General features: G+C 36.2%; 18 protein-coding genes. 7 read left to right on the forward strand and 11 right to left on the reverse strand.

The window, feature by feature from the left end:
- Positions 1-3: 3 nt before the first annotated feature.
- Together AABM59_RS00580 and AABM59_RS00585 are read right to left on the reverse strand one after the other, a co-directional pair.
- Positions 4-237 (reverse strand): FeoA family protein, encoded by a 234-nt coding sequence (locus tag AABM59_RS00580; RefSeq protein WP_338407033.1) that lies wholly within the window; start codon positions 235-237, stop codon positions 4-6.
- A gap of 75 nt (positions 238-312) precedes the next feature.
- Positions 313-987: an SCO family protein gene (locus tag AABM59_RS00585; RefSeq protein WP_338407034.1), complete on the reverse strand. Its 675-nt coding sequence runs from the start codon at positions 985-987 to the stop codon at positions 313-315.
- Positions 988-1,124: 137 nt separating this feature from the next.
- On the opposite strand from AABM59_RS00585, the gene AABM59_RS00590 reads away from it, so the two are divergent.
- Positions 1,125-3,188, forward strand: coding sequence for a M13 family metallopeptidase (locus AABM59_RS00590; RefSeq protein WP_338407035.1), 2,064 nt, complete (start codon positions 1,125-1,127; stop codon positions 3,186-3,188).
- Between the two features lie 206 nt (positions 3,189-3,394).
- Positions 3,395-5,458: a M13 family metallopeptidase gene (locus tag AABM59_RS00595; RefSeq protein ID WP_338407036.1), complete on the forward strand. Its 2,064-nt coding sequence runs from the start codon at positions 3,395-3,397 to the stop codon at positions 5,456-5,458.
- A 63-nt stretch (positions 5,459-5,521) separates the two neighbouring features.
- Here AABM59_RS00595 and AABM59_RS00600 read toward each other — a convergent pair whose 3' ends face one another.
- Genes AABM59_RS00600 through AABM59_RS00620 form a run of 5 tightly spaced genes read right to left on the reverse strand, consistent with a single transcriptional unit; the run spans position 5,522 to position 11,543 of the window.
- Entirely contained in the window at positions 5,522-6,445 is a 924-nt protein-coding gene (locus AABM59_RS00600) for an EamA family transporter (protein WP_338407037.1), read from the reverse strand.
- Position 6,446: 1 nt separating this feature from the next.
- Positions 6,447-7,265 (reverse strand): NAD-dependent epimerase/dehydratase family protein, encoded by an 819-nt coding sequence (locus AABM59_RS00605; protein WP_338407038.1) that lies wholly within the window; start codon positions 7,263-7,265, stop codon positions 6,447-6,449.
- A complete protein-coding gene (locus tag AABM59_RS00610) occupies positions 7,262-9,652 on the reverse strand; it encodes a M28 family peptidase (RefSeq protein ID WP_338407039.1) in 2,391 nt (796 codons plus the stop codon). Before AABM59_RS00610 ends, AABM59_RS00605 begins: the two co-directional genes overlap by 4 nt.
- A gap of 17 nt (positions 9,653-9,669) precedes the next feature.
- Entirely contained in the window at positions 9,670-10,017 is a 348-nt protein-coding gene (locus tag AABM59_RS00615; RefSeq protein ID WP_338407040.1) for a hypothetical protein, read from the reverse strand.
- A complete protein-coding gene (locus AABM59_RS00620; RefSeq protein WP_338407041.1) occupies positions 10,014-11,543 on the reverse strand; it encodes a bifunctional GNAT family N-acetyltransferase/carbon-nitrogen hydrolase family protein in 1,530 nt (509 codons plus the stop codon). The genes AABM59_RS00615 and AABM59_RS00620 overlap by 4 nt, the downstream gene beginning before the upstream one ends.
- A 181-nt stretch (positions 11,544-11,724) precedes the next feature.
- On the opposite strand from AABM59_RS00620, the gene ssb reads away from it, so the two are divergent.
- On the forward strand, positions 11,725-12,057 hold the full coding sequence (gene ssb, locus AABM59_RS00625; RefSeq protein WP_338407042.1) for a single-stranded DNA-binding protein: 333 nt from the start codon (positions 11,725-11,727) through the stop codon (positions 12,055-12,057).
- Between the two features lie 114 nt (positions 12,058-12,171).
- On the opposite strand, the gene AABM59_RS00630 is transcribed toward ssb, so the two are convergent.
- From AABM59_RS00630 to metG, 3 genes are read right to left on the reverse strand one after another with little or no spacing between them, the layout of a single operon-like run.
- The gene (locus AABM59_RS00630; protein ID WP_338407043.1) at positions 12,172-12,801 is read right to left on the reverse strand and encodes a chloramphenicol acetyltransferase; all 630 of its coding nucleotides are present in this window, start codon (positions 12,799-12,801) and stop codon (positions 12,172-12,174) included.
- A complete protein-coding gene (locus AABM59_RS00635; RefSeq protein WP_338407044.1) occupies positions 12,801-13,487 on the reverse strand; it encodes an HAD family hydrolase in 687 nt (228 codons plus the stop codon). Before AABM59_RS00635 ends, AABM59_RS00630 begins: the two co-directional genes overlap by 1 nt.
- Positions 13,488-13,547: 60 nt before the next feature.
- Positions 13,548-15,608 carry a methionine--tRNA ligase gene (gene metG / locus AABM59_RS00640; protein ID WP_338407045.1) on the reverse strand — a complete coding sequence of 687 codons (2,061 nt, stop codon included), beginning with the start codon at positions 15,606-15,608 and terminating at the stop codon, positions 13,548-13,550.
- A 254-nt stretch (positions 15,609-15,862) separates the two neighbouring features.
- Here metG and AABM59_RS00645 point away from each other — a divergent pair, with 254 nt between their 5' ends.
- From AABM59_RS00645 to AABM59_RS00655, 3 genes are all read left to right on the forward strand, one after another.
- The gene (locus tag AABM59_RS00645) at positions 15,863-16,030 is read left to right on the forward strand and encodes a hypothetical protein (RefSeq protein ID WP_338407046.1); all 168 of its coding nucleotides are present in this window, start codon (positions 15,863-15,865) and stop codon (positions 16,028-16,030) included.
- A 101-nt stretch (positions 16,031-16,131) separates the two neighbouring features.
- A complete protein-coding gene (locus AABM59_RS00650; RefSeq protein WP_338407047.1) occupies positions 16,132-16,359 on the forward strand; it encodes a CDGSH iron-sulfur domain-containing protein in 228 nt (75 codons plus the stop codon).
- A 169-nt stretch (positions 16,360-16,528) separates the two neighbouring features.
- The gene (locus AABM59_RS00655; RefSeq protein WP_338407048.1) at positions 16,529-17,068 is read left to right on the forward strand and encodes a hypothetical protein; all 540 of its coding nucleotides are present in this window, start codon (positions 16,529-16,531) and stop codon (positions 17,066-17,068) included.
- A gap of 53 nt (positions 17,069-17,121) precedes the next feature.
- Here AABM59_RS00655 and AABM59_RS00660 read toward each other — a convergent pair whose 3' ends face one another.
- Entirely contained in the window at positions 17,122-19,041 is a 1,920-nt protein-coding gene (locus AABM59_RS00660; RefSeq protein ID WP_338407049.1) for a M1 family aminopeptidase, read from the reverse strand.
- Positions 19,042-19,230: 189 nt separating this feature from the next.
- On the opposite strand from AABM59_RS00660, the gene serS reads away from it, so the two are divergent.
- Positions 19,231-20,502, forward strand: coding sequence for a serine--tRNA ligase (gene serS, locus AABM59_RS00665; RefSeq protein WP_338407050.1), 1,272 nt, complete (start codon positions 19,231-19,233; stop codon positions 20,500-20,502).
- The last annotated feature ends 33 nt before the right edge of the window (positions 20,503-20,535 follow it).

The raw sequence follows: 20,535 nt of genomic DNA on the forward strand, positions 1-20,535 counted from the left end.
AACTTATTTTGCAACAATTTCAACTCCAATTTCACGAGCGGTTTCGATTCGAATAGCAAGGTGAGAACCATTTATATCTAAGAATAAAGGATCGCCTAAGGGAGCAATTTGGAGCAATTCGACCTGATTTCCAGGCAAACACCCCATTTCCAAAAGTTTTAACGGGATGGCTTCGACATCAAAATCGATGATCAGGGCCTTATCTCCTTTTTTTAAGTTGGCAATCGTAGTTTTCAAATTCTTATTTAGATTGAATTTAGATTACAAAAGTACAGATAAAAAAAGAATATTAAATGACAATTATTAGGTTTACTATTTTTTTCCATCTTCTAAAAGCCAATTGATGTCATCGATTAACCTTTGAATCTCCTCCTTTTCGGTTCCTTCATAAAAGCCACGAACCTGTCTTTTTGTATCTACAAGCACAAAATTTCCGGTGTGCACCATATCATAAAGTTGGTCTGGCTTTCCTAGTTTTACGACCAAATAGGATTTTCGTGCCATTGTGTAAATCTCTTTTTTGCCCCCAGTAACTAGGTTCCATTTGTTATCATTCACGCCATACGTTTTGGCATATTTTTTCAAAACAGAAACACTGTCGATTTCAGGAAAAACAGTATGCGACAACAACATTACCTTTGAATTATTAAGAAAAGCTTTTTGCACATCGACTAGGTTAGTCGTCATTTTCGGGCAAATAGATCCACAAGTTGTAAAGAAGAAATCGACAACATAAATCTTACCTTCATAGTCTTTTTGAGTGATGGTTTTTCCGTTTTGATTGGTAAACGAAAAATCAGTAATTGTGTGGTATTTGCTAATATATTGAACCGTACTATCAACTAATTCAGGATTTACATCTACCGGATTGAATATAGGCAAGGTTTTCGCCGGCTTCAAAGCCGTATAAAAAAAGGATAGCGTAATAGCGGAAAAAACCAAAAACCCCGTCAAGAATTTTCGGTATTTATAGAGAATGGTTTTCATAAAAAACATTTCGTGTAAAAGTACGAAAAGGACAATTGCTTTTAAATTAATTTAACACAATGTTGTTTTTAAACAAACTAGGGCAATTAATTAAAAAATAAGTATAGCTTTGTATTAGTAATCAAATCATTAAAAAAATGAAAATAGACTTCAATAAGGCGCTTGTTTTTGTGATTCCCGCAATCATTGGACTTACTTCAATTCAAGCACAAAATACACCAGCAAGCCAAGAACCAGGAATTAATGTTTCGAATATGGATTTGGAAGTAAGGCCCAGCGATAGTTTTTATCGATTTGTAAACGGAAGTTGGCTCGATAAAACCGAAATCCCTGCCGACAAAACTACATGGGGAAGTTTTAATGAATTGCGTCAAAAAACAGACAAAGATGCTCTTGAAATTTTGGCAGAAGCTGCAAAAAACCCTATTTACAAATCAAATACAGACCAAGGCAAAGCTATAAATCTGTATAAAACTATTATGGATACAGTTGGCAGAAACAAACAAGGGCTGTCTCCGTTAAAACCGTATTTAGAAAAAATCAATGCAGTAAAAAACTCCAAAGATTTAGAAGCGTTTTTAATAGAAATGGATCCCATAGGCGGCATTGGTTTTTTTGGCGTTGGCATTGGCTCAGACGCTAAGAATAGCAATAGAAATGTCATTAGTGTTGGCCCAGGAAGTTTAGGTTTGCCAGACCGAGATTATTATGTTTCTGATGACAAAGACTCAAAAGAAAAGAGAGATAAATATGTTTTGCATGTAGCCGGAATGTTAGAACTTTTAGGCGAAACTCCAAACGACGCAAAAGCAGATGCCGATAAAATTCTAGCAATAGAAACCGCAATGTCAAAACCGAGATTGGACAGAGTTGAAAGAAGAGACCGCAGAAAATCATACAATCCACTTTCAATTTCTGATTTGCAAAAATTGACACCTACTATTGATTGGAAAGATTATTTAACAAAAACAGGATTAACAAAAGCAGATTCTTTGATTGTTTCGCAACCAAAATATATGGAAGCTTTAGAAGCTATTTTTAAGGAAAACAAAGTCGAAGACTGGAAAGCCTACATGCGTTGGACATTGTTAAACAGGTCATCCTCTAAATTATCAACAACTCTTGAAACCGCAAACTGGGAATTTTATGGTAAAACGTTGACTGGAGCCATAAAGCAAAGACCTCTCGACGAAAGAGCTTTGCAGGTAATTAATGGGCCCACCGGAGAAGCACTTGGAAAACTATATGTAGAGAAAAAATTTCCGGCGGAAGCCAAAGCCAAAGCAGAAAAAATGATTAAAAATGTTTTTCTTGCTTTCGAAAACCGTATTAATAATTTACCCTGGATGTCAGTAGAAACAAGAGTAAGTGCTATTGCAAAACTCCATAAATCACAAGTAAAAATTGGTTATCCAGACAAATGGAAAGATTATTCAAAACTGACTTTAGAAAGCCCGGAAGAAGGGGGAACTTATTTTGAAAATTCAAAAAACATTTCTCGTTGGAGTTCTAAAAAAGATTTAGATAAATTGTACAAACCAGTTGATAAAACAGAATGGGGAATGTCTCCACAAACGGTAAACGCATACTACAATCCTTCGTATAACGAAATTGTGTTTCCAGCCGCCATTTTGCAGCCGCCATTTTATAATTATCAAGCAGATGAAGCAGTAAATTATGGAGGAATTGGAGCCGTAATTGGTCACGAAATTTCACATGGATTTGACGATTCTGGATCCCGTTACAATGCTGATGGAAACCTAAAAGACTGGTGGACGGAAGATGACCAGAAACAATTTGCGGCTTTAACAGGTGCGCTTGCTGACCAATACAGTGCATTGCAACCTTTGCCGGGAACTTTCGTTGATGGAAAATTTACTTTGGGGGAAAACATTGGGGATTTAGGAGGACTAAACGCGGCTTATGATGGTTTACAAATCTATTTAAAAGAAAACGGAAATCCTGGATTAATCGATGGCTATACACCAGAACAGCGTTTCTTTATTTCTTGGTCTACGGTTTGGAGAACAAAAATGCGTGACGAAGCCATAAAAAACTTGGTAAAAACCGATCCACATTCGCCAGGAATTTACCGTGGATATGTGCCATTACTTAATATAGATTCCTTTTATGAAGCATTCAACATCAACCTAGGAGACGGAATGTATGTTGCTCCAGAGAAAAGGGTAAAAATCTGGTAAAAAAATTAAAACCATAAAAAATTCCCAAGTTTGCGCTTGGGAATTTTTTAAATTACATCCTTGTTCTGTCCTGAAATAGCAATGTACAAAAAACATCTTTGATTGAATAAAATTCTAAACTTATAGAGTGTTGTTTTCTAAATAGATTAAATGTTTTTTGGGGATTTTATAAATAGATTTGTGAAACAACTAAACTATCAAAATAAATGAAAATACATTTAAGAAAACAATTGATTTTTGTTATCCCGACAATCATTGGCTTCTCATCAATTTTTGCACAAGAAACGCCAGTTCAGCAAAAAGAAGGGGTTATTATTTCGAATATGGATTTATCAGTTAAACCAAACGAAGATTTTTATAAATTCGTTAATGGAGGTTGGCTTAAAAAAACCGAAATTCCTGCAGACAAAACACGTTGGGGAACGTATGATGAATTACGTCAAAAAACGGATATCGACGCTTTAAATATATTGAAAGAAGCAACCGAAAATCCAAAATACCAATCCAATACCGATCAAGGAAAAGCGGTAAATCTGTACAAATCCATTTTGGACACCATTAGCAGAAATAAAAAAGGATTGTCTCCGCTTAAACCTTATTTGGCTAAAATCAATTCAATAAAAAACGTTAAGGATTTACAGGCATTGTTAATCGAAATGGAACCTATTGGCGGTATTGGCTTTATGGGTGTTGGAATTAGTAGCGATGCCAAGAACAGCAATAGAAACTTGATATATGTTGGCCCAGGAAGCGTAGGTTTGCCAGACCGTGATTATTATATTTCTGACGACAAGGATTCTAAAGAAAAAAGAGAAAAATACGTTTTGCATGTGGCTAGAATGTTACAGTTTTTAGGGGAAAAACCCAAAAAATCCCAATCTGATGCAGACAAAATTTTGGCATTAGAAACAGCGATGTCTCAACCAAGATTCGATAGAGTGGAAAGAAGAGATCGACGAAAATCATATAATCCAATGACGGTTTCTGATTTGCAAAAACTAACCCCCTCCATAGATTGGAATTCCTATTTGACAAATATTGGTTTGAAGAACGTGGATTCTTTAGTTGTTACGCAACCTAAATATATGATTGCCTTAGAGGCCATTTTCAAAGAAAACAAGGTCGAAGACTGGAAAGCCTATTTGCGTTGGTCTTTACTAAATAGTTCTTCAGGGAAATTGTCTAAAACCGTTGAAGTGGCAAATTGGGAGTTTTATGGCAAAACCCTGACTGGGGCAATGAAACAAAGACCTCGTGACGAAAGAGCCTTGCAGGTAATTAATGGAGTGGTTGGAGAGGCACTTGGGAAATTATATGTAGAGAAAAAGTTTCCACCAGAAGCCAAAGTGAAGGCCGAGAAAATGATCAAGAATATTTTTCTAGCTTTCGAAAACCGAATCAATAATTTACCTTGGATGACACCCGCTACCAAAATAAGTGCGGTTGAAAAATTGCACAAAATAAAAGCAAAAATTGGCTATCCTGACAAATGGAAAGATTATTCCTCGCTGACTTTAAACAGCCCGGATGAAGGCGGAACGTATTTTGAGAATATGAAAAACATTAGTCGTTGGAGTTTCCAAAAAGACATAGACGAACTTTATAAACCTGTTGATAAGACAGAATGGAGAACATCACCTCAAATAGTAAACGCTTTTTACAACCCTTCCTTTAACGAAATCACGTTTCCAGCAGGGGTACTTCAATCTCCTTTTTACAATTATCAAGCAGATGATGCCGTAAATTATGGTTCAATAGGATGTACCATTGGACACGAAGTTTCTCACGCATTTGATGATTCAGGTTCTCGTTATGATGCCTATGGGAATTTAAATAATTGGTGGACAGCCGAAGATTTAAAACAATTTACAGTCTTAACAGGCGCACTTGCCAATCAATATTCTGCGATAGAACCATTGCCAGGAATTCATATTGACGGGAAATTCACTTTGGGCGAAAATATTGGAGATTTAGGAGGCGTAAATGTCTCTTATGACGGATTGCAGTTGTTTTTAAAAGAAAATGGAAGGCCCGAATTAATAGATGGCTACACTCCAGAACAGCGATTTTATATTTCTTGGACAACAAAATGGCGTTCACAAATTCGTGATGAAGCTTTAAAAAATCAATTAAAAACAGATCCACATTCACCAGGAATGTATAGGGCTTATGTTCCTTTGCAAAACGTCAATGCTTTTTATGAAGCCTTCAATATCAATGCGGGAGACGGAATGTATATTGCTCCAGAAAAAAGAGTGAAAATCTGGTAACTGAAACTATTTAGTATAAAAATTCCCAAGTTTGCGCGTGGGAATTTTTTTGTTTTAATCGTATTACAACCTAGCTTTTCGCATCGAATAATTGACCATATACAAGCCGCCCAAAGTAACAACACCTCCTATGCCAATTGCTATTGTGAGTGGTTCTCCAAAAATCATTGCGCCCAAAAGAACGGCAATAATAGGATTGACGTAAGCATAAATACTGTTTATTTCGGGAGGAAGTCTTTGCAACATATAAATAAAGGCGATAAAAGATAAAACCGAACCAATTATGACCAAATAAGCAATCGCCCACCAGGAATTTACAGGAATTAAATTTACGGCTACTCCGGTACCAGTAGCCCCAGTTATGGCAAAAAGCAAGACACTTGAAATCACCATTTGTAATCCGAGACTAAAATAAGGATTGAAAGAAGCTGCTTTTTTCTTGGTGTATAAACTCCCGAAAGCCCAACTAATAGTGGCAATTATCGAAAGTAAAATCCCAAAAGTAAAATTGGGCTTTATAATTTCATTAAGATGGTCATAAAAAATGACGCAAACTCCCCCAAAACTTATTATTAATCCAAACACGGCCAATCGAGCTAATCTTTCTCCCCTAAAAAGTGTAATTATTACAATCCATAAAGGGAAAATGGCATTGATGATCGCGCCCAAACCACTACTGATGTATTTCACACCCCAAGTACTGAGTCCGTTGCTTAATGCAAAATTGAGAACACTCAAAATGAGGATCGTTTTCCATTGTTTTCCTTTCGGCCAAGGTGCTTTTTTAAACAAGAAATAACAGACATAAAGAGACCCTCCTATAAATTGCCTAATAGCGGCGAGTTGCAAAGCGGGCATATGTTTTACACCTTCTTTTGAGGCAATCCAAGTGGTGCCCCAGAAAAAACAAACAAAACACAAGGCGATTATTGGCAAACCAATAGCGTTTACTTTAGAGGAAACAGCGTTCTTAATTTTAGCTTTCACTTTATAAATTTGGTTCGGTAAAAGTATAATTTAAAATAGTTTTTATTTTACCATTTGAAATTGTTTTTCCAACAGAAATTTTTTCGTGATTAAATTTTGGTAAGGCCAAATTTAGATCTTTGGCTTTTTGGGTATAATAGGTTTCTCGACTCGGATGAAAAGGAGCCACGGCATTGAAAGATTCTCCCCAAATAAATTTGTCATTGAGAGCTTGTCGAAGAATGGCTCGAACTATTCCAATGCAATCTTTCTGATGAATGAGATTTATGGGTGCTTCTGGGTTTTCAAGATTCTCGCGACCTGCCAAAAATTTTATGGGATGTCGACCTTCTCCAATCAATCCGCCAAAGCGAAGAATGGTGGTTTTAAAGTTGGAATTGCTTTGCAAAAGTTGTTCTGATTGCAACAATTGTTTACCGCTTTCGGTTTCCGGATGAGGTTTTGTTTCTTCGGTTACGATAGAATTGCCATCACCATAAACAGATGTCGAACTAATAAAAAGCACGTTTTCGATATCGGATTTTTCAAGTAACGGAATCAAGGTTGTTATTTTTCCAACGAAATCTTCTTTCGAATTCCCCCTTAATTTGGGAGGAATATCGACAATTAAAATTTTAGAGTTTTCCAAAAATCCTTTTATATTTCCTGAAACACTTTTGCTTTCAAGCGTAATTAGAAACGGTTGAATCCCCGAGTTTTCTAAAACAGAAAGTTTCTCATTTGAAGTCGTTGAACCATTTACTGAAAAACCATTATTCAGCAAGGCTTTCGCCAAAGGCAAACCCAACCAACCGCAACCCAGAATGCTGATTTGTGTCATTTTTCTAATTGAATAGAATCATTAGAAGTGGGCACTACCAATGGATTTTTTTTTGCTTCTATAACCGGAATAAGACTTTCTTTTTTTTGCGGAGGCCTTATTTTTTCTTTAATAATCACGGCATCATTCAACACAAAAGGGGTTGGCATCATCCAATCGGCCCTTTTTGTCATTGAAAACAGCGGATTCTTCATCAAGTCGAAAGAGCTTTCCATTAAATTCAAATCTAAAACACTATAAACAGGAACATTAAATTCCATTTCCAGCGGAAGTTGGTCTACCACATAATAACTTATAATATGTTTTCTTTTTCGGATATATTTTGAAGTTTTTTGACCTAAAAGCGTCAAGCCATTAGCCCTGAAATTTTGAATGTCTAAATCTTCATTGGCAAAAACATCATACCTGTTGACTTTTCGGTTGGGCGTAATCCGTATTTTTAAATAGCGATTTGAACCGGAAACACTGTCTTTTAGGAATTCGATCGTGGCTCTTGCCATTTCTTTCACTGGCGCATCGGCCATATAAGTATATCCAGTTTTGTATTTACTTGGTAATGAAAGCGAATTTAATTCATTGGCATTTTTTGCGTTTTCTCCCAAATATGCCTTTGTCCATTCGTCAAGATTGATGTCATAAGTTGCCCAAAAAGCTTTGTTTGTGTCGGCGTCAAGAACATATAATAAACTATTGGACTTGGCTTTGCCTAATTCATAACCGGAATTATAATGTGCCTTAGCGAAAAAGCCAATAGCTAGTATAAACAAGATTAAGGATGGTATTCCTTTTCGTTTAAATGAACCAAAAACAGGCAGTAATAATCCAAACACCAATACCGTAAGAATAGCAATACCAAATAGCATGTTCAATCCCAAACCAATTGGTAGCATTTGAACAAATGGAGCTATGAGGAGCAATGCAGGAACGCTAAAAAACAGGTTCAGTTTCCAATTTGATTTTTGAGTAAGAATAAAATAAGCCAGCATCATTAATCCCGCAAAAACAGGAATTATGAAATAGCTCCCTCCCTTTAGGAAGATAGCAATACCTAAATTGATGATGATCCAAATCAATAATGGAGCTACATAATGGTTCATAGTCAGTTTTTTAGCAGAAAAAATTTGATAAAAAGCAAAACAAATTGCCAAACTCAAGAGTACAAAAGCCGCCATATAATCGTGTCCGTTATACGTAAATCCGTTGAGCAAATCGTTGTATTGTGGGTAAACCCTCAGCAATCCTTTCCATCCAAAAAAGGTAATTAATCCAGAAATAATTACAGAACCTATAAATGGAATAAATCCCTTTACAATTTCCTTGAACGATAAAATTCGTTTGCCCATTCCCACGAAGATCAACAATAATAAAAACGCAAATGCAACAATCACCATTGGCAAAACCCAGTCAAACGGATAATGAATAAAAGCATAAGGAATTGTAAAATACACGTCATCTTCATTAGTTTGTGGACCGCTTATGTTGGCATTCGAAAAGTAATTCAATAATGGCATCAGATAAGTGCCTTGGTGTGCCAGTGTATTTTTGCTCAAATGATCGACGTCGTCTTGAGCCGTATGATAATTAAAATGACTGTCCATAAAGGCAAAATTATAGCCATGAATATTCCCTTGTTTTCTAAAAACAGTCATGTCCATATCGTTGGGCAACATTTTATAAATACTGTACATCAATGAATTAGAAAGGGGATATTTTGCGTTTGCTTTTGCGAATTCTTTTGCCAATCCAGCATTTCCATTATTGGTTTCCATCAACATATAACTTGGACCTGAAGAACCTCGGGCTTCAAAATTTAGCACCAAGCCCACTTCCTTTGCCCATTTATGTTGGGTTACAAAAAGTGCCGCACCATTCAAACCCAATTCTTCTGCATCTGTAAAAAGAATGATAATGTCGTTGTTATGTGGTTTTTTGTTGTAAACAAAAGCACGAACACTTTCGAGAATTGTTGCCACTCCAGAACCAGCGTCACTCGCGCCGTGAGAAGCTGAATGTGGAGCGCTGTCATAATGCGAAAGCAAAAGCAAAGCTTTTTTACTGTCGTTCCCCCTTATTCGCGCCAAGACATTCTTGCATTTTGTTAGATTTCCCCAATCTGAAAAAGCAAAACCTTCTTGAACGGAAGTTTCCAACCCCATTTTTTGCAATTCTTTTACCAAATAGTTTGCAACAACATCATGATTTTCCGAACCCACGAAATGGGGTTCCTTAGAAATGTTTTTGACTTGTTTTAAAGCTCTTTGGGTCGAAAATTCCGAAAGCGGAACTTCCCTTTTAGGGATCCGTTGTGGCATCATTGTGTAGAAAAATAATGCAAGAATTGCAAGGATAAATACAACAGAAACAAGGGAGGAATAATTTTTTTTCATCACTGTACGTTTTGGGTTTATATTTCTTTTTTAACTAACATATAATAATCATCTTCCAGAACACGATAGCCTTGGTCGTAAACAAAATAATAAGTATTTCCAGTTTTTGTTTCTAATATATTGGTGAAAAACTCAAAATCAAAACCTTTACTTAAGAGTTTTGCTCTTGTGGCTTTTCCTTTTCCATCAACATTCAACACCGAAAGGATGCGATAATTTTTGCGTAACTTATTGTTCACGTTGCGCATAAAATTAGTGCTGTCTTTGTTTATTTTGTTATTGTAGGCGTTACGACAGCCGTCGCTGCAAAACTTTTTATCTTCGCGACCTACAATTTTATCTTCACATTCAAGGCAAGTTTTCATAGTTTTACTCTTTTAATTTCATACAAATCAGTTCTTCGATCTTTTAAAATCCTAACACTTCCGTGTTCATGAAGTTCTTTTAATAAATCCAAATCCACGTCTACAATCAGCGTCATTTCCGTATTTGTTGTGGTTTCTGCTTTTATTCCATTGCTTGGAAACGCAAAATCAGAAGGGGTAAATACCGCTGATTGCGCATATTGAATATCCATATTGTTCACTTTTGGAAGATTCCCCACACATCCCGCAATTGCAACATAGCACTCGTTTTCGATAGCCCTTGCTTGAGCACAATGCTTGACCCTAATATAGGCGTTTTGAGTGTCAGTTAAAAACGGAACAAACAAGATATTCATTCCTTCGTCTGACATCAATCTTGCTAGTTCAGGAAATTCGACGTCGTAGCATATCATGATTCCTATTTTTCCACAATCTGTATCGAAAGTTCTAATTTCTGAACCACCTTTCATCCCCCAATGTTGAACTTCGTTTGGCGTTACGTGAATTTTAGCATACATTTCAGAAGTTCCATCTCTTTTGCATAAAAAACCAACATTATACAAAGATCCATCTTCTATAAATGGCATACTTCCGGTAATGATATTTATATTGTACGAAATGGCAAATTCCTGAAATCGTTTGTGAATGGGCTCTGTGTGTTTTGCTAATTCCCTAATAGCTTCGGCTTCTGTTAAATGATTGTAATCTGCCATTAAAGGCGCGGTAAATAACTCTGGAAATAGCGCGAAATCACTTCCGTAACCAGAAACAACATCAATAAAAAATTCAGATTGTTCAAATAAAGCATCCAGATTATTTAATTGACGCATTTGCCATTGGATTAATCCTAATCGAATAACGCTTTTTTCAAGGTTAATTATTCTAGGGCTTTCATCATAATAGATATTGTTCCATTCTAGTAAAACGGCAAATTCTTTGGAAAGTTTATCCCCTTCAAGATAATTCTTCATAATCCGCATTACGTGAAAATCATTGCTTAGCTGAAAGGAAAGCACCGGATCGTGCAATTCTTTTCTTTTTACTTTTTCTATGTATTCTTTTGGCGAATATTCTTCGGCGTATTGCCCATAATTTGGAATTCTTCCTGCAAAGACGATTGATTTCAAGTTCAGTTGTTCGCAAATTTCCTTGCGCGCCTCATACATTCGTCGCCCTAAACGCAACCCCCTGTATTTTGGATGTACAAAAACATCAATCCCATATAATACCTCACCGTCAGGATTGTGTGTTGAAAAGGTGTAGTTCCCTGTTATTTTTGCGTAATCATGATTTTTTTCAACAATTCTTTCATTGACAATTAACGATAAAGCAGAACCAACAACGATGTCATCAACCAAAATCACAAGTTGGCCTTCAGGGAATAATCGTAGGAGATTTTCAATGTGTGTTTCTTTCCAGTACGAATTAATCATTCCAGGATAGGCCTCGATCATCGAATGTTTTAATTCTTTATAATCTTCGATTCTTAGATTACGAAGTTCAACTTTGTTGATTTCTGTTTGCATAAAGAGGTTTAGTTTTGACCAAGGTAGTAAATATACTATCCATTTACAAACGGTTACAAATAACTACAACCGAAAGTAAGTAGTTATTAACCGAATAAAATTTTAGAGTCATCGCATCTTTGCCTTGTTGATTTGAACGAACAATTCAACATTTATACTAACAATTTAAATTTTATAAGCCATGAATGCAATGAGAAACAGAGTACAGTTAATTGGACATGTAGGTAACGATCCAGAAATCAAAAATCTTGACGGAGGGAAAAAAGTAGCTAATTTTACTATCGCCACAAACGATAGTTACAAAAATGATAAGGGAGAAAAAGTGGAACAAACCGAATGGCACAAAGTGGTTGCCTGGGGAAAAACCGCCGAAATCATCGAAAAATACGTTACTAAAGGGAAAGAAATCGCTATTGACGGCAAACTTACTCATAGAAGTTATGACGATAAAAACGGTGAAAAACGATATATTACAGAAGTAGTGGCAAATGACGTACTGCTTTTAGGAAAATAAATCCAAGAAGGGTTTTTATATTAAAAGGTTTTCGGAAACGGAAGCCTTTTTTTAGTTTTTATCCTGACGGAATTTCAATCCGAAAAACCAAATTCACGAACTAAAACACTGGATTTATTTATTCATCAATTCCTGAAAACAATCCACAAATTGTCCCACATGAAAACCATCCATTAATCCGTGATGTACGTGAACCGACATTGACATTGTTCTTTTTCCGTTTTCATCAACCATCATTTTTCCAAAAGATATTTTCGGACAACTATCCGGAAAAGTATAACTTCTGGCGTGAGAAATAGAGGTGAAATTTACCCAAGGAATTGCAGAAAAATGGATCACGTTCTCGCTAGGGAATTCTCTGGTAAAAAGGCCAGGTGTATTTTTTATTCTTTGAATTTCTTCGAATGTGTTTTCCGAAAAAACAGCAAAATCTGGCGAATATTCAATCAACGAAAACCCAAAACTTTCGTCGTCACGCATTATCGTAGCGGATACATTTATAATGTCAAAAACACAAACCGCATCGTCTATTATTCGATAGCGAAAAGATTCAACAGTGTTCACCGCGGCAATTGTTTTGTGCAAATAATATACAAAAAAGGAAGTTTCTAATTGTTTTGCCGTTTCGTAGGCTTTTGTGCAATCGATGGTTGTGGTGATTCCGAAAAAAGGTTCTTTGAATTGTTTAAAAAACAAAAAATGCTCTTTTCTTGGCCAATTTTCTAAGTCTAAAAAGGCTTTCACTATTGTACTTTTTTTAAAACATCAGTCATTTTTTCGAAAGCGTAAAAATTTTTGTGTTCAATTGTATGGTCGATTCTTTCGTGCTCCCAAGTGGTGTGAAACGGAATATGCGCCGCGTGACCGCCAATTGCCAAAACCGGCAAAACATCTGATTTTAAGGAATTGCCAATCATAAAAAAATCAGCGGGTTGTATCTCCAAACGTTTTATCAAATCAGAATAATCTTTTTCTTGCTTGTCTGACATTACTTCAATATGGTGAAAATAATGCCCCAAACCGGAATCGTGCAGTTTTCGGCGTTGGTCTAACAAATCGCCTTTGGTAGCGACAATCAATTTGTATTTTCCGTGTAAAACTTCCAGTGTTTCTTCAACTCCATCCAATAAAACAATTGGTTTTTCGAGTAATTCTTTCCCGTATTCGATTATTTTTTCAATAACTTCAATGGAAATGGTATTGTTAGAAATTCGCATCGCCGCTTCAATCATCGAAAGAATATAAGCCTTGATGCCGTAACCGTAGATTTTTAAATTGTCGATTTCCACTCTAAAAAGTTCCTGCGAAATTCCTTGATGCGACAAATAATCCTCCATCAAACCACAGAATTTTTGTTCCGTTTCCTGAAAATAAGGTTCGTTGATAAACAAGGTGTCATCAGCATCGAAAGCAATTACTTTTAGCTTCATTTTTATTTTTTTTGCCACGAATTCATGAATTAAAAATTTTTAGAAATTTGCAGCTAATTTTTAATTTATTGTCTCCCCATTCCCAACTCCATCCGTATCAGGATTCACAAAAACCAGTTTCCCTTCAGCATTATTCGTCATCAAAATCATTCCTTGACTTTCGACGCCACGAAGGTTTCTTGGCGCTAAATTCACTAAAACTGTCACGCGTTTGCCAATGATTTCTTCTGGCGAAAAACTCTCGGCAATTCCCGAAACGATGGTGCGAACGTCAATTCCGGTGTCGATTTTCAAAATCAACAATTTGTTGGTTTTTGGCATTTTTTCAGCTTCAATGATTGTACCCACACGCAAATCCATTTTGGCAAAATCATCATATTGAATGGTTTCTTTCTGTGGTTCAACCACTTTGTTTTCGGCTAAATTAGCTGTCTTTGTTGCTTCCAATTTGTCTATTTGTTTTTGGATTTCATCGTCTTCAATTTTGGCAAAAAGCAATTCTGCTTCTCCAATTTGGTGTCCTGCAGGAATCAAATCGGAATTTGTTGCAACATCATTCCAGCTTAATTTTAAATCTGTTTTCAAAATACCGGATAATTTGCAAGCGGTAAAAGGCAAGAACGGCTCACACAAAACACGCAAAGCAGCCGCAATTTGCAAAGCCACATACATTTGGGTTTGTACACGATCCAGATCGGTTTTTACCATTTTCCAAGGCTCTTCGTCGGCCAAATATTTATTTCCCAATCGGGCAACATTCATTAATTCGCCCAAAGCTTCCCGGAATCGATACCGTTCCAAAGAACTCGAAATCACGGCTGGATAGGCCTTCAATTCGGTCAAAGTCGCCGTATCCACTTCCGAAAATCCGTTCGGACTTGGAACGATTCCTTCGTAATATTTATTGGTTAAAACCACGACACGATTGATGAAATTTCCAAAAATCGCAACCAATTCATTATTGTTCCTCGCCTGAAAATCTTTCCAAGTAAAATCATTGTCCTTCGTTTCTGGTGCATTTGATGTCAACGCATAACGCAAAACATCTTGCTGATTTTGGAAATCTTCCAAATATTCGTGCAACCAAACCGCCCAGTTTTTAGACGTCGATAATTTATTTCCTTCCAAGTTCAAGAACTCGTTTGCAGGAACATTGTCTGGTAAAATACAACTCCCTTCGGCTTTCAACATCGCCGGAAATATGATGCAATGAAAAACGATATTGTCTTTCCCGATGAAATGAACCAGTTTCGTGTCCTGATCTTTCCAATACGGTTCCCAATCTTTTCCTTCGCGCAATGCCCATTCTTTTGTAGAAGAAATATAGCCAATTGGCGCATCAAACCACACATATAATTTTTTTCCTTCGGCACCTTCAACCGGAACGTCAATCCCCCAATCGAGGTCACGAGTTACCGCACGAGGCTCCAATCCGCCGTCTATCCACGATTTTACTTGCCCGTAAACATTAGGTTTCCAGTCGTTTTTATGTCCAACGAGAATCCACTCTTTCAAAAATTCTTCATAACGATCCAAAGGCAAAAACCAGTGTTTCGTCGATTTCATAATCGGGGTTTCTCCCGTAATTGTTGATTTTGGATTAATCAAATCCGTTGCATTCAGCGTCGAACCACATTTTTCGCATTGATCGCCATATGCTTCTTCATGTCCGCATTTTGGGCAAGTTCCAACTACAAATCGGTCGGCTAAAAATTGATTTGCTTTTGCGTCATATAATTGCTCGGTAACTTGCTCTATAAAATCACCTTTATCGTATAATTTTTTAAAAAATTCTGATGCTGTATCGTGATGAATTTTAGCGGATGTTCTAGAATAATTATCAAATGAAATTCCAAAATCCGTGAACGATTTTCGAATTATCCCATCGTATTTATCGATTATTTCCTGAGGCGTAACCCCTTCTTTCTTTGCTTTCATCGAAATTGCTACACCATGTTCATCGCTTCCGCAAACAAACAAAACATCTCTTCCTTGCAATCTCAAATAGCGAGAATAAATATCCGAAGGCACATAAACACCCGCCAAATGCCCAATGTGAATCGGTCCGTTTGTATATGGCAATGCCGCCGTGATGGTATATCTTTTTGGATTCTGTAGCATAATTCAGTTTAATTTGCTGCAAAAATAAGGAATTATTTATTGTTATTGCGAGGAACGTGGCAATCCGGAGCGCTCATTGTTGGTTTTTTTGAATCAATCTCCTGCTATCCGTTGCAATCTTTTGCTTTTAAAAGGAAAAAGCAAAAGGATTTCCACAGCTATCGGGGCTAGGGGATTTGAGATTTCAAAACGGTTTCATAATAATTTAATCATTCCCTTTGTTTATATTTGTGTACAATAAATCATTGTAAATTATGGCAAAAGGACCTGAAAAAAAGACTAACAACAAGACTTTACACGCCAAATTGCTAAAACGAAAAAACACTAAAATTCAAGATGAGAAAAAAGCAAGCGCCTTGCGATTGAAAGCTTTAGTGGCAAAAATGAATCAGCAAAAGAGCGGTGACGATTTAATTCACTAAGATTCCGTTATTGATTTAGAACCTTTAATAAATAATAAAAAACAGGAATTGATGTAATCAGAAAATATTTTACAATCTTTGGCCTCTAAAATAAAAACAATATGAGCAAATCAAAACTAACAATTAACAAAAACGGATCTATAAAAATAGAAGGGGATTTTGAAATAGTAGACCAAGAAGGAAACATTTTTGGACTTCAGGGTCGAACATCGCTAGGCCTTTGCCGTTGTGGGTTATCAACCAACAAACCTTTTTGTGACGGTTCACACCGCAATAATTTTGAATGTGATTCAAAAGCATTTGACTTGCCGCCAATGAAAACGAATTAAAAAACACCGTTTATGCTAGAATAGCAAAAAGCTACTTTTTCATCGATGGAGCTTTTTTTTGTCTCCAAAACACCTTTGTCAAAGTTTAAATTTTGACAAAGGCTAAACAAAATTTCGTTTCTGTTATTATTTACCCGAATTTTGCAGCCAATATTTAAACACAAAACGGATGGAATTCGGCAGAATAATAGTTTCAGAAACAGCCTTCAACAGTGAAAACAGTCAAGATGTTGTCAACTCCAATATTTCGGTAATTAACTTAATGCGTGAGGAAAAAATAGATGACGATTTCATCCACGAAGATGCTTTAACGAGCTATTATTTAGATTATTATACGTCGCAATATGTTGCAGGAAACTTTTCGCAATTTGTATATAATTTGAGTTGGGACAAGGAGTTGAACGAATTGATAGAAGAAGGTTTGGCACTCATTGGGGCCTACAACCATTTGGAATTGTTTCAACAACAATCCAAAAAAGTGAAATTAATGAGCAGTGTAAAGCTCAATAAATTCCTAAAAGGTAAATTAGAAGGCGTAAACCCCACGAGAGACTTGCTCAACAATGATGTTTTTTTCGAAATAGATGAAAATTTGGTTACCTTGAACGCTAATTTTCTAAAAACCCATCCCAATTTCGAAGTGCTTTCCGTTGATGATATGTTTGCCACTTTGGAAGAATTTGTGGGTCACGAGATTAAAAGAGTTTAATAGTAACGCCATAGCACATCGCTTTTTTAAAATCCACCAACTGCTTTTAAAGTTTACTTTTTCACAAATTGAAATTGTTTAGTTCCCTCATTTGTATATATTTTAATAAAATAAACACCTTCCGAAAAAGCACCAACATCCCAAGAGGTAGGCGAAGTTGTTTCTTTAACTTTTTGGCCTAAAGCATTATAAATGATAGTTTTTTGAAGAGAAATTTCTTTTGGAAAATCTAGATATATTTTATTATTAGTTGGGTTTGGATATAACGTTATACCTTCTAATTTGAAATTTTCTGTGGCCAATGTAATACTGGAATTTTTAGAAATTAAATCTTTTTTCGGATCAAAAACTACACTTGTAACCACAAAAGGAACATTTTTAACAAAAGGTTCTCCATTGAAAGTGTTATTTAAAACAAAGTCCACCTGTTCGCCACTAGCTCCAAAAACTCGAATAGGAAGTGGCATTTCGAAAAAAGATACCGATGCATCCGATTGCGTTTGATTGACACTTAAAGCAACCGTGCCATTAAAATTATTTTGAACAGCAATCGAATAAGTAGGATAACCTTGATTGTAAACCCAATCATTGAAAAACGCAGTCAAACTACTGCCGTAAACCACTTCGAGATGCGTTTGCAAATTAGATGTGACAGCATACTTATAGGCCAAATCTGTATCGGCTAAATAATTTTTTAATCCTTGAAAAAACAACGCATCACCCATTTTTAAACGTAGCATATTCAAAACCATTGCGCCTTTATAATACGACAATCTGCTGTTAAAAATCCTGTTAACATTTGTAGCTTCGGTATCCGTAAGATAAACAGCTCCGTTTGTGATGGAAGTTATTGAATTGATCATATTAGTTTTATCGGCTGTAAAAGCCACATCACCATCAAAATGTTCAATAACCATCGAGGCAAGATATGTTGCAAATCCTTCGTTGAGCCAAATATCCTTCCAAGTGCCACAAGTAATCTTATCTCCAAACCACTGATGCGCCATTTCATGCGCTATTAATTGTCTTCCAAAACTACCCATAAATGAAACCGTGGTATGTTCCATTCCACCACCCCAACCAAACTGAGCATGACCATATTTTTCGTCATGAAAAGGATAGATTTCTAATAAATTTTCGAATAAATTCAATATCAATGGTGTTTGTGCCAATTGGTTTTGAACAGTTGGAGTGAAATTTTCTGGATAAATGTAATTCACAATTGGATATTGATTCGGAATAGTTCCACCAGTTTGATTGTAAACAGCATAATCAGTTACTGCCGCGCAAATTAAGTATGCAGGAATGGGATAATTGTGATGAAAATGAGTGGTTTTGTTCGGGCCATTAATTACAGGTGCTTCGGGTTCTACACCGTTAGAAACACTTGTATATTGACTTGGAGCAGTTATATAAACATCAATGCTGTTTATTTTATCATTCAAATCTTGCTTACAAGGCCACCATTCCATTGCTCCAAAAGGTTCAGATAAAGTCCACATTATGGGTATTCCATTATGTGTAGTGGTTTCAAACGAGCCAAAACCAGAAGAGGGAGGTGTTCCGGAATAGTTGATTTCAACTGTTTCAGAAATCCCTTTTGGTTGAGTTGTGGGTAAAGTAATTTGCAATTCGGTTTCCGTTTGTGTAAAAGCCAAATTATCAACCCCTTTTTTTACGGAACTTACTGTTAATGTGTTAGCTAAATCGAAAGTTAGGCTCGTCATATTCGAAAGTGCGATATAAGTAGTCGTTACTTTTCCGGATATAAAATAGATGGCTGGATTGATATTCCATTCTAATTTATGGTATGTAATGTCATAATTTGCAGTATTAGGATTGGTTTTTACCGACATAAGTTTTGAAGCAGAGTTAGCTTCAGATGCTCTCATTTTTTCAAATAAAACAAGATTTTCTTGCGAAAAAACGAAAGAGGTAAACAACAGAAAACCGAAGAGAAGTATTTTTTTCATTGACTGAAATATTTATGCTAAAAATAAGTAATCTATCAGAAATACAATCTATAATAGCAGAAAAAGCACAAACACAATTCACCATTATCGTCTAAATCGTTCTTAACTTTTTGATTCCCCCTTTTTATAAAAACATTTCCTTAAATTTGCTTCCTTATATTGAAAACAAAGAGTTAAAAAAATCAAGTTATGTTACAAATAGCATTTATTAGAGAGAATCAGGAAAAAGTAATCAAGGCTTTGGCAAAAAGAAATATAGATGCCACAGGTGTTGTTGAAGAAGTGGTACAACTGGATGAAAGACGTCGCGCCACACAAGTGGAGTTGGACGGAATTTTATCCGAATCTAATAAATTATCCAAAGACATTGGCGAATTGATGAAAAACGGTGAAAAGTCAAAAGCCGCCATTCTCAAAGAAAAAACATTTTTATTAAAAGAAAAAAGTAAAGCACTGGCTGAAACTGCCGACCAATTGGCCGACGATCTTATAGAAAAACTATACACTTTACCCAATCTTCCAGCTGATATTGTTCCTGAAGGAAAAACCCCTGAAGATAACCTAAACATTTTTGAAGAAGGCGAAATTCCCGTTTTACACGAAGGTGCGCAACCCCATTGGGAATTAGTAAAAAAATACGATATCATCGATTTTGAATTAGGTGTAAAAATCACAGGTGCTGGATTTCCGGTTTACAAAGGAAAAGGAGCCAAATTACAACGAGCCTTAATCAATTATTTTCTTGATAAAAACACAGCTGCAGGCTACAATGAAGTTCAGGTTCCGCACATGGTCAACGAAGCTTCGGCTTATGGAACGGGACAATTGCCCGATAAAGAAGGGCAAATGTACCACGACGCCACCGATAATTTATATTTGATTCCAACTGCCGAAGTTCCGGTAACGAATTTGTTTCGTGATGTGATTCTGAATGAAAACGAATTACCAATTTTAACGACTGCATACACGCCTTGTTTCCGTCGGGAAGCCGGTTCTTATGGCGCTCAAGTTCGCGGATTGAATCGTTTGCACCAGTTTGACAAAGTTGAAATCGTGCGAGTGGAACATCCTGATAAATCCTACGAAGCCTTGGACGGAATGGTAGAACACGTAAAAAGCATTTTGCAAGAATTGAAATTACCGTATAGAATATTGCGTCTTTGTGGCGGTGATATGGGTTTCACATCAGCTTTGACGTATGATTTCGAAGTATATTCTACGGCGCAAGAACGTTGGTTAGAAATCAGTTCGGTTTCTAATTTTGAAACTTTTCAAGCGAATCGTTTGAAATTGCGTTTCAAGGACAAAGATGGAAAAAACCAATTGGCTCACACCTTAAACGGGAGTTCATTGGCTTTGCCAAGAGTTTTAGCGGGAATTTTAGAAAATTACCAAACACAGGAAGGGATTGTAATACCGGAGGCTTTAAGAAGCTATTGTGGGTTTGATATTATAGATTAACTAGTGTTCAGTTCTCAGTAATCGGTGTTCGGT

The sequence above is a fragment of the uncultured Flavobacterium sp. genome (assembly GCF_963925185.1).
Classification (GTDB): Bacteria; Bacteroidota; Bacteroidia; order Flavobacteriales; family Flavobacteriaceae; genus Flavobacterium.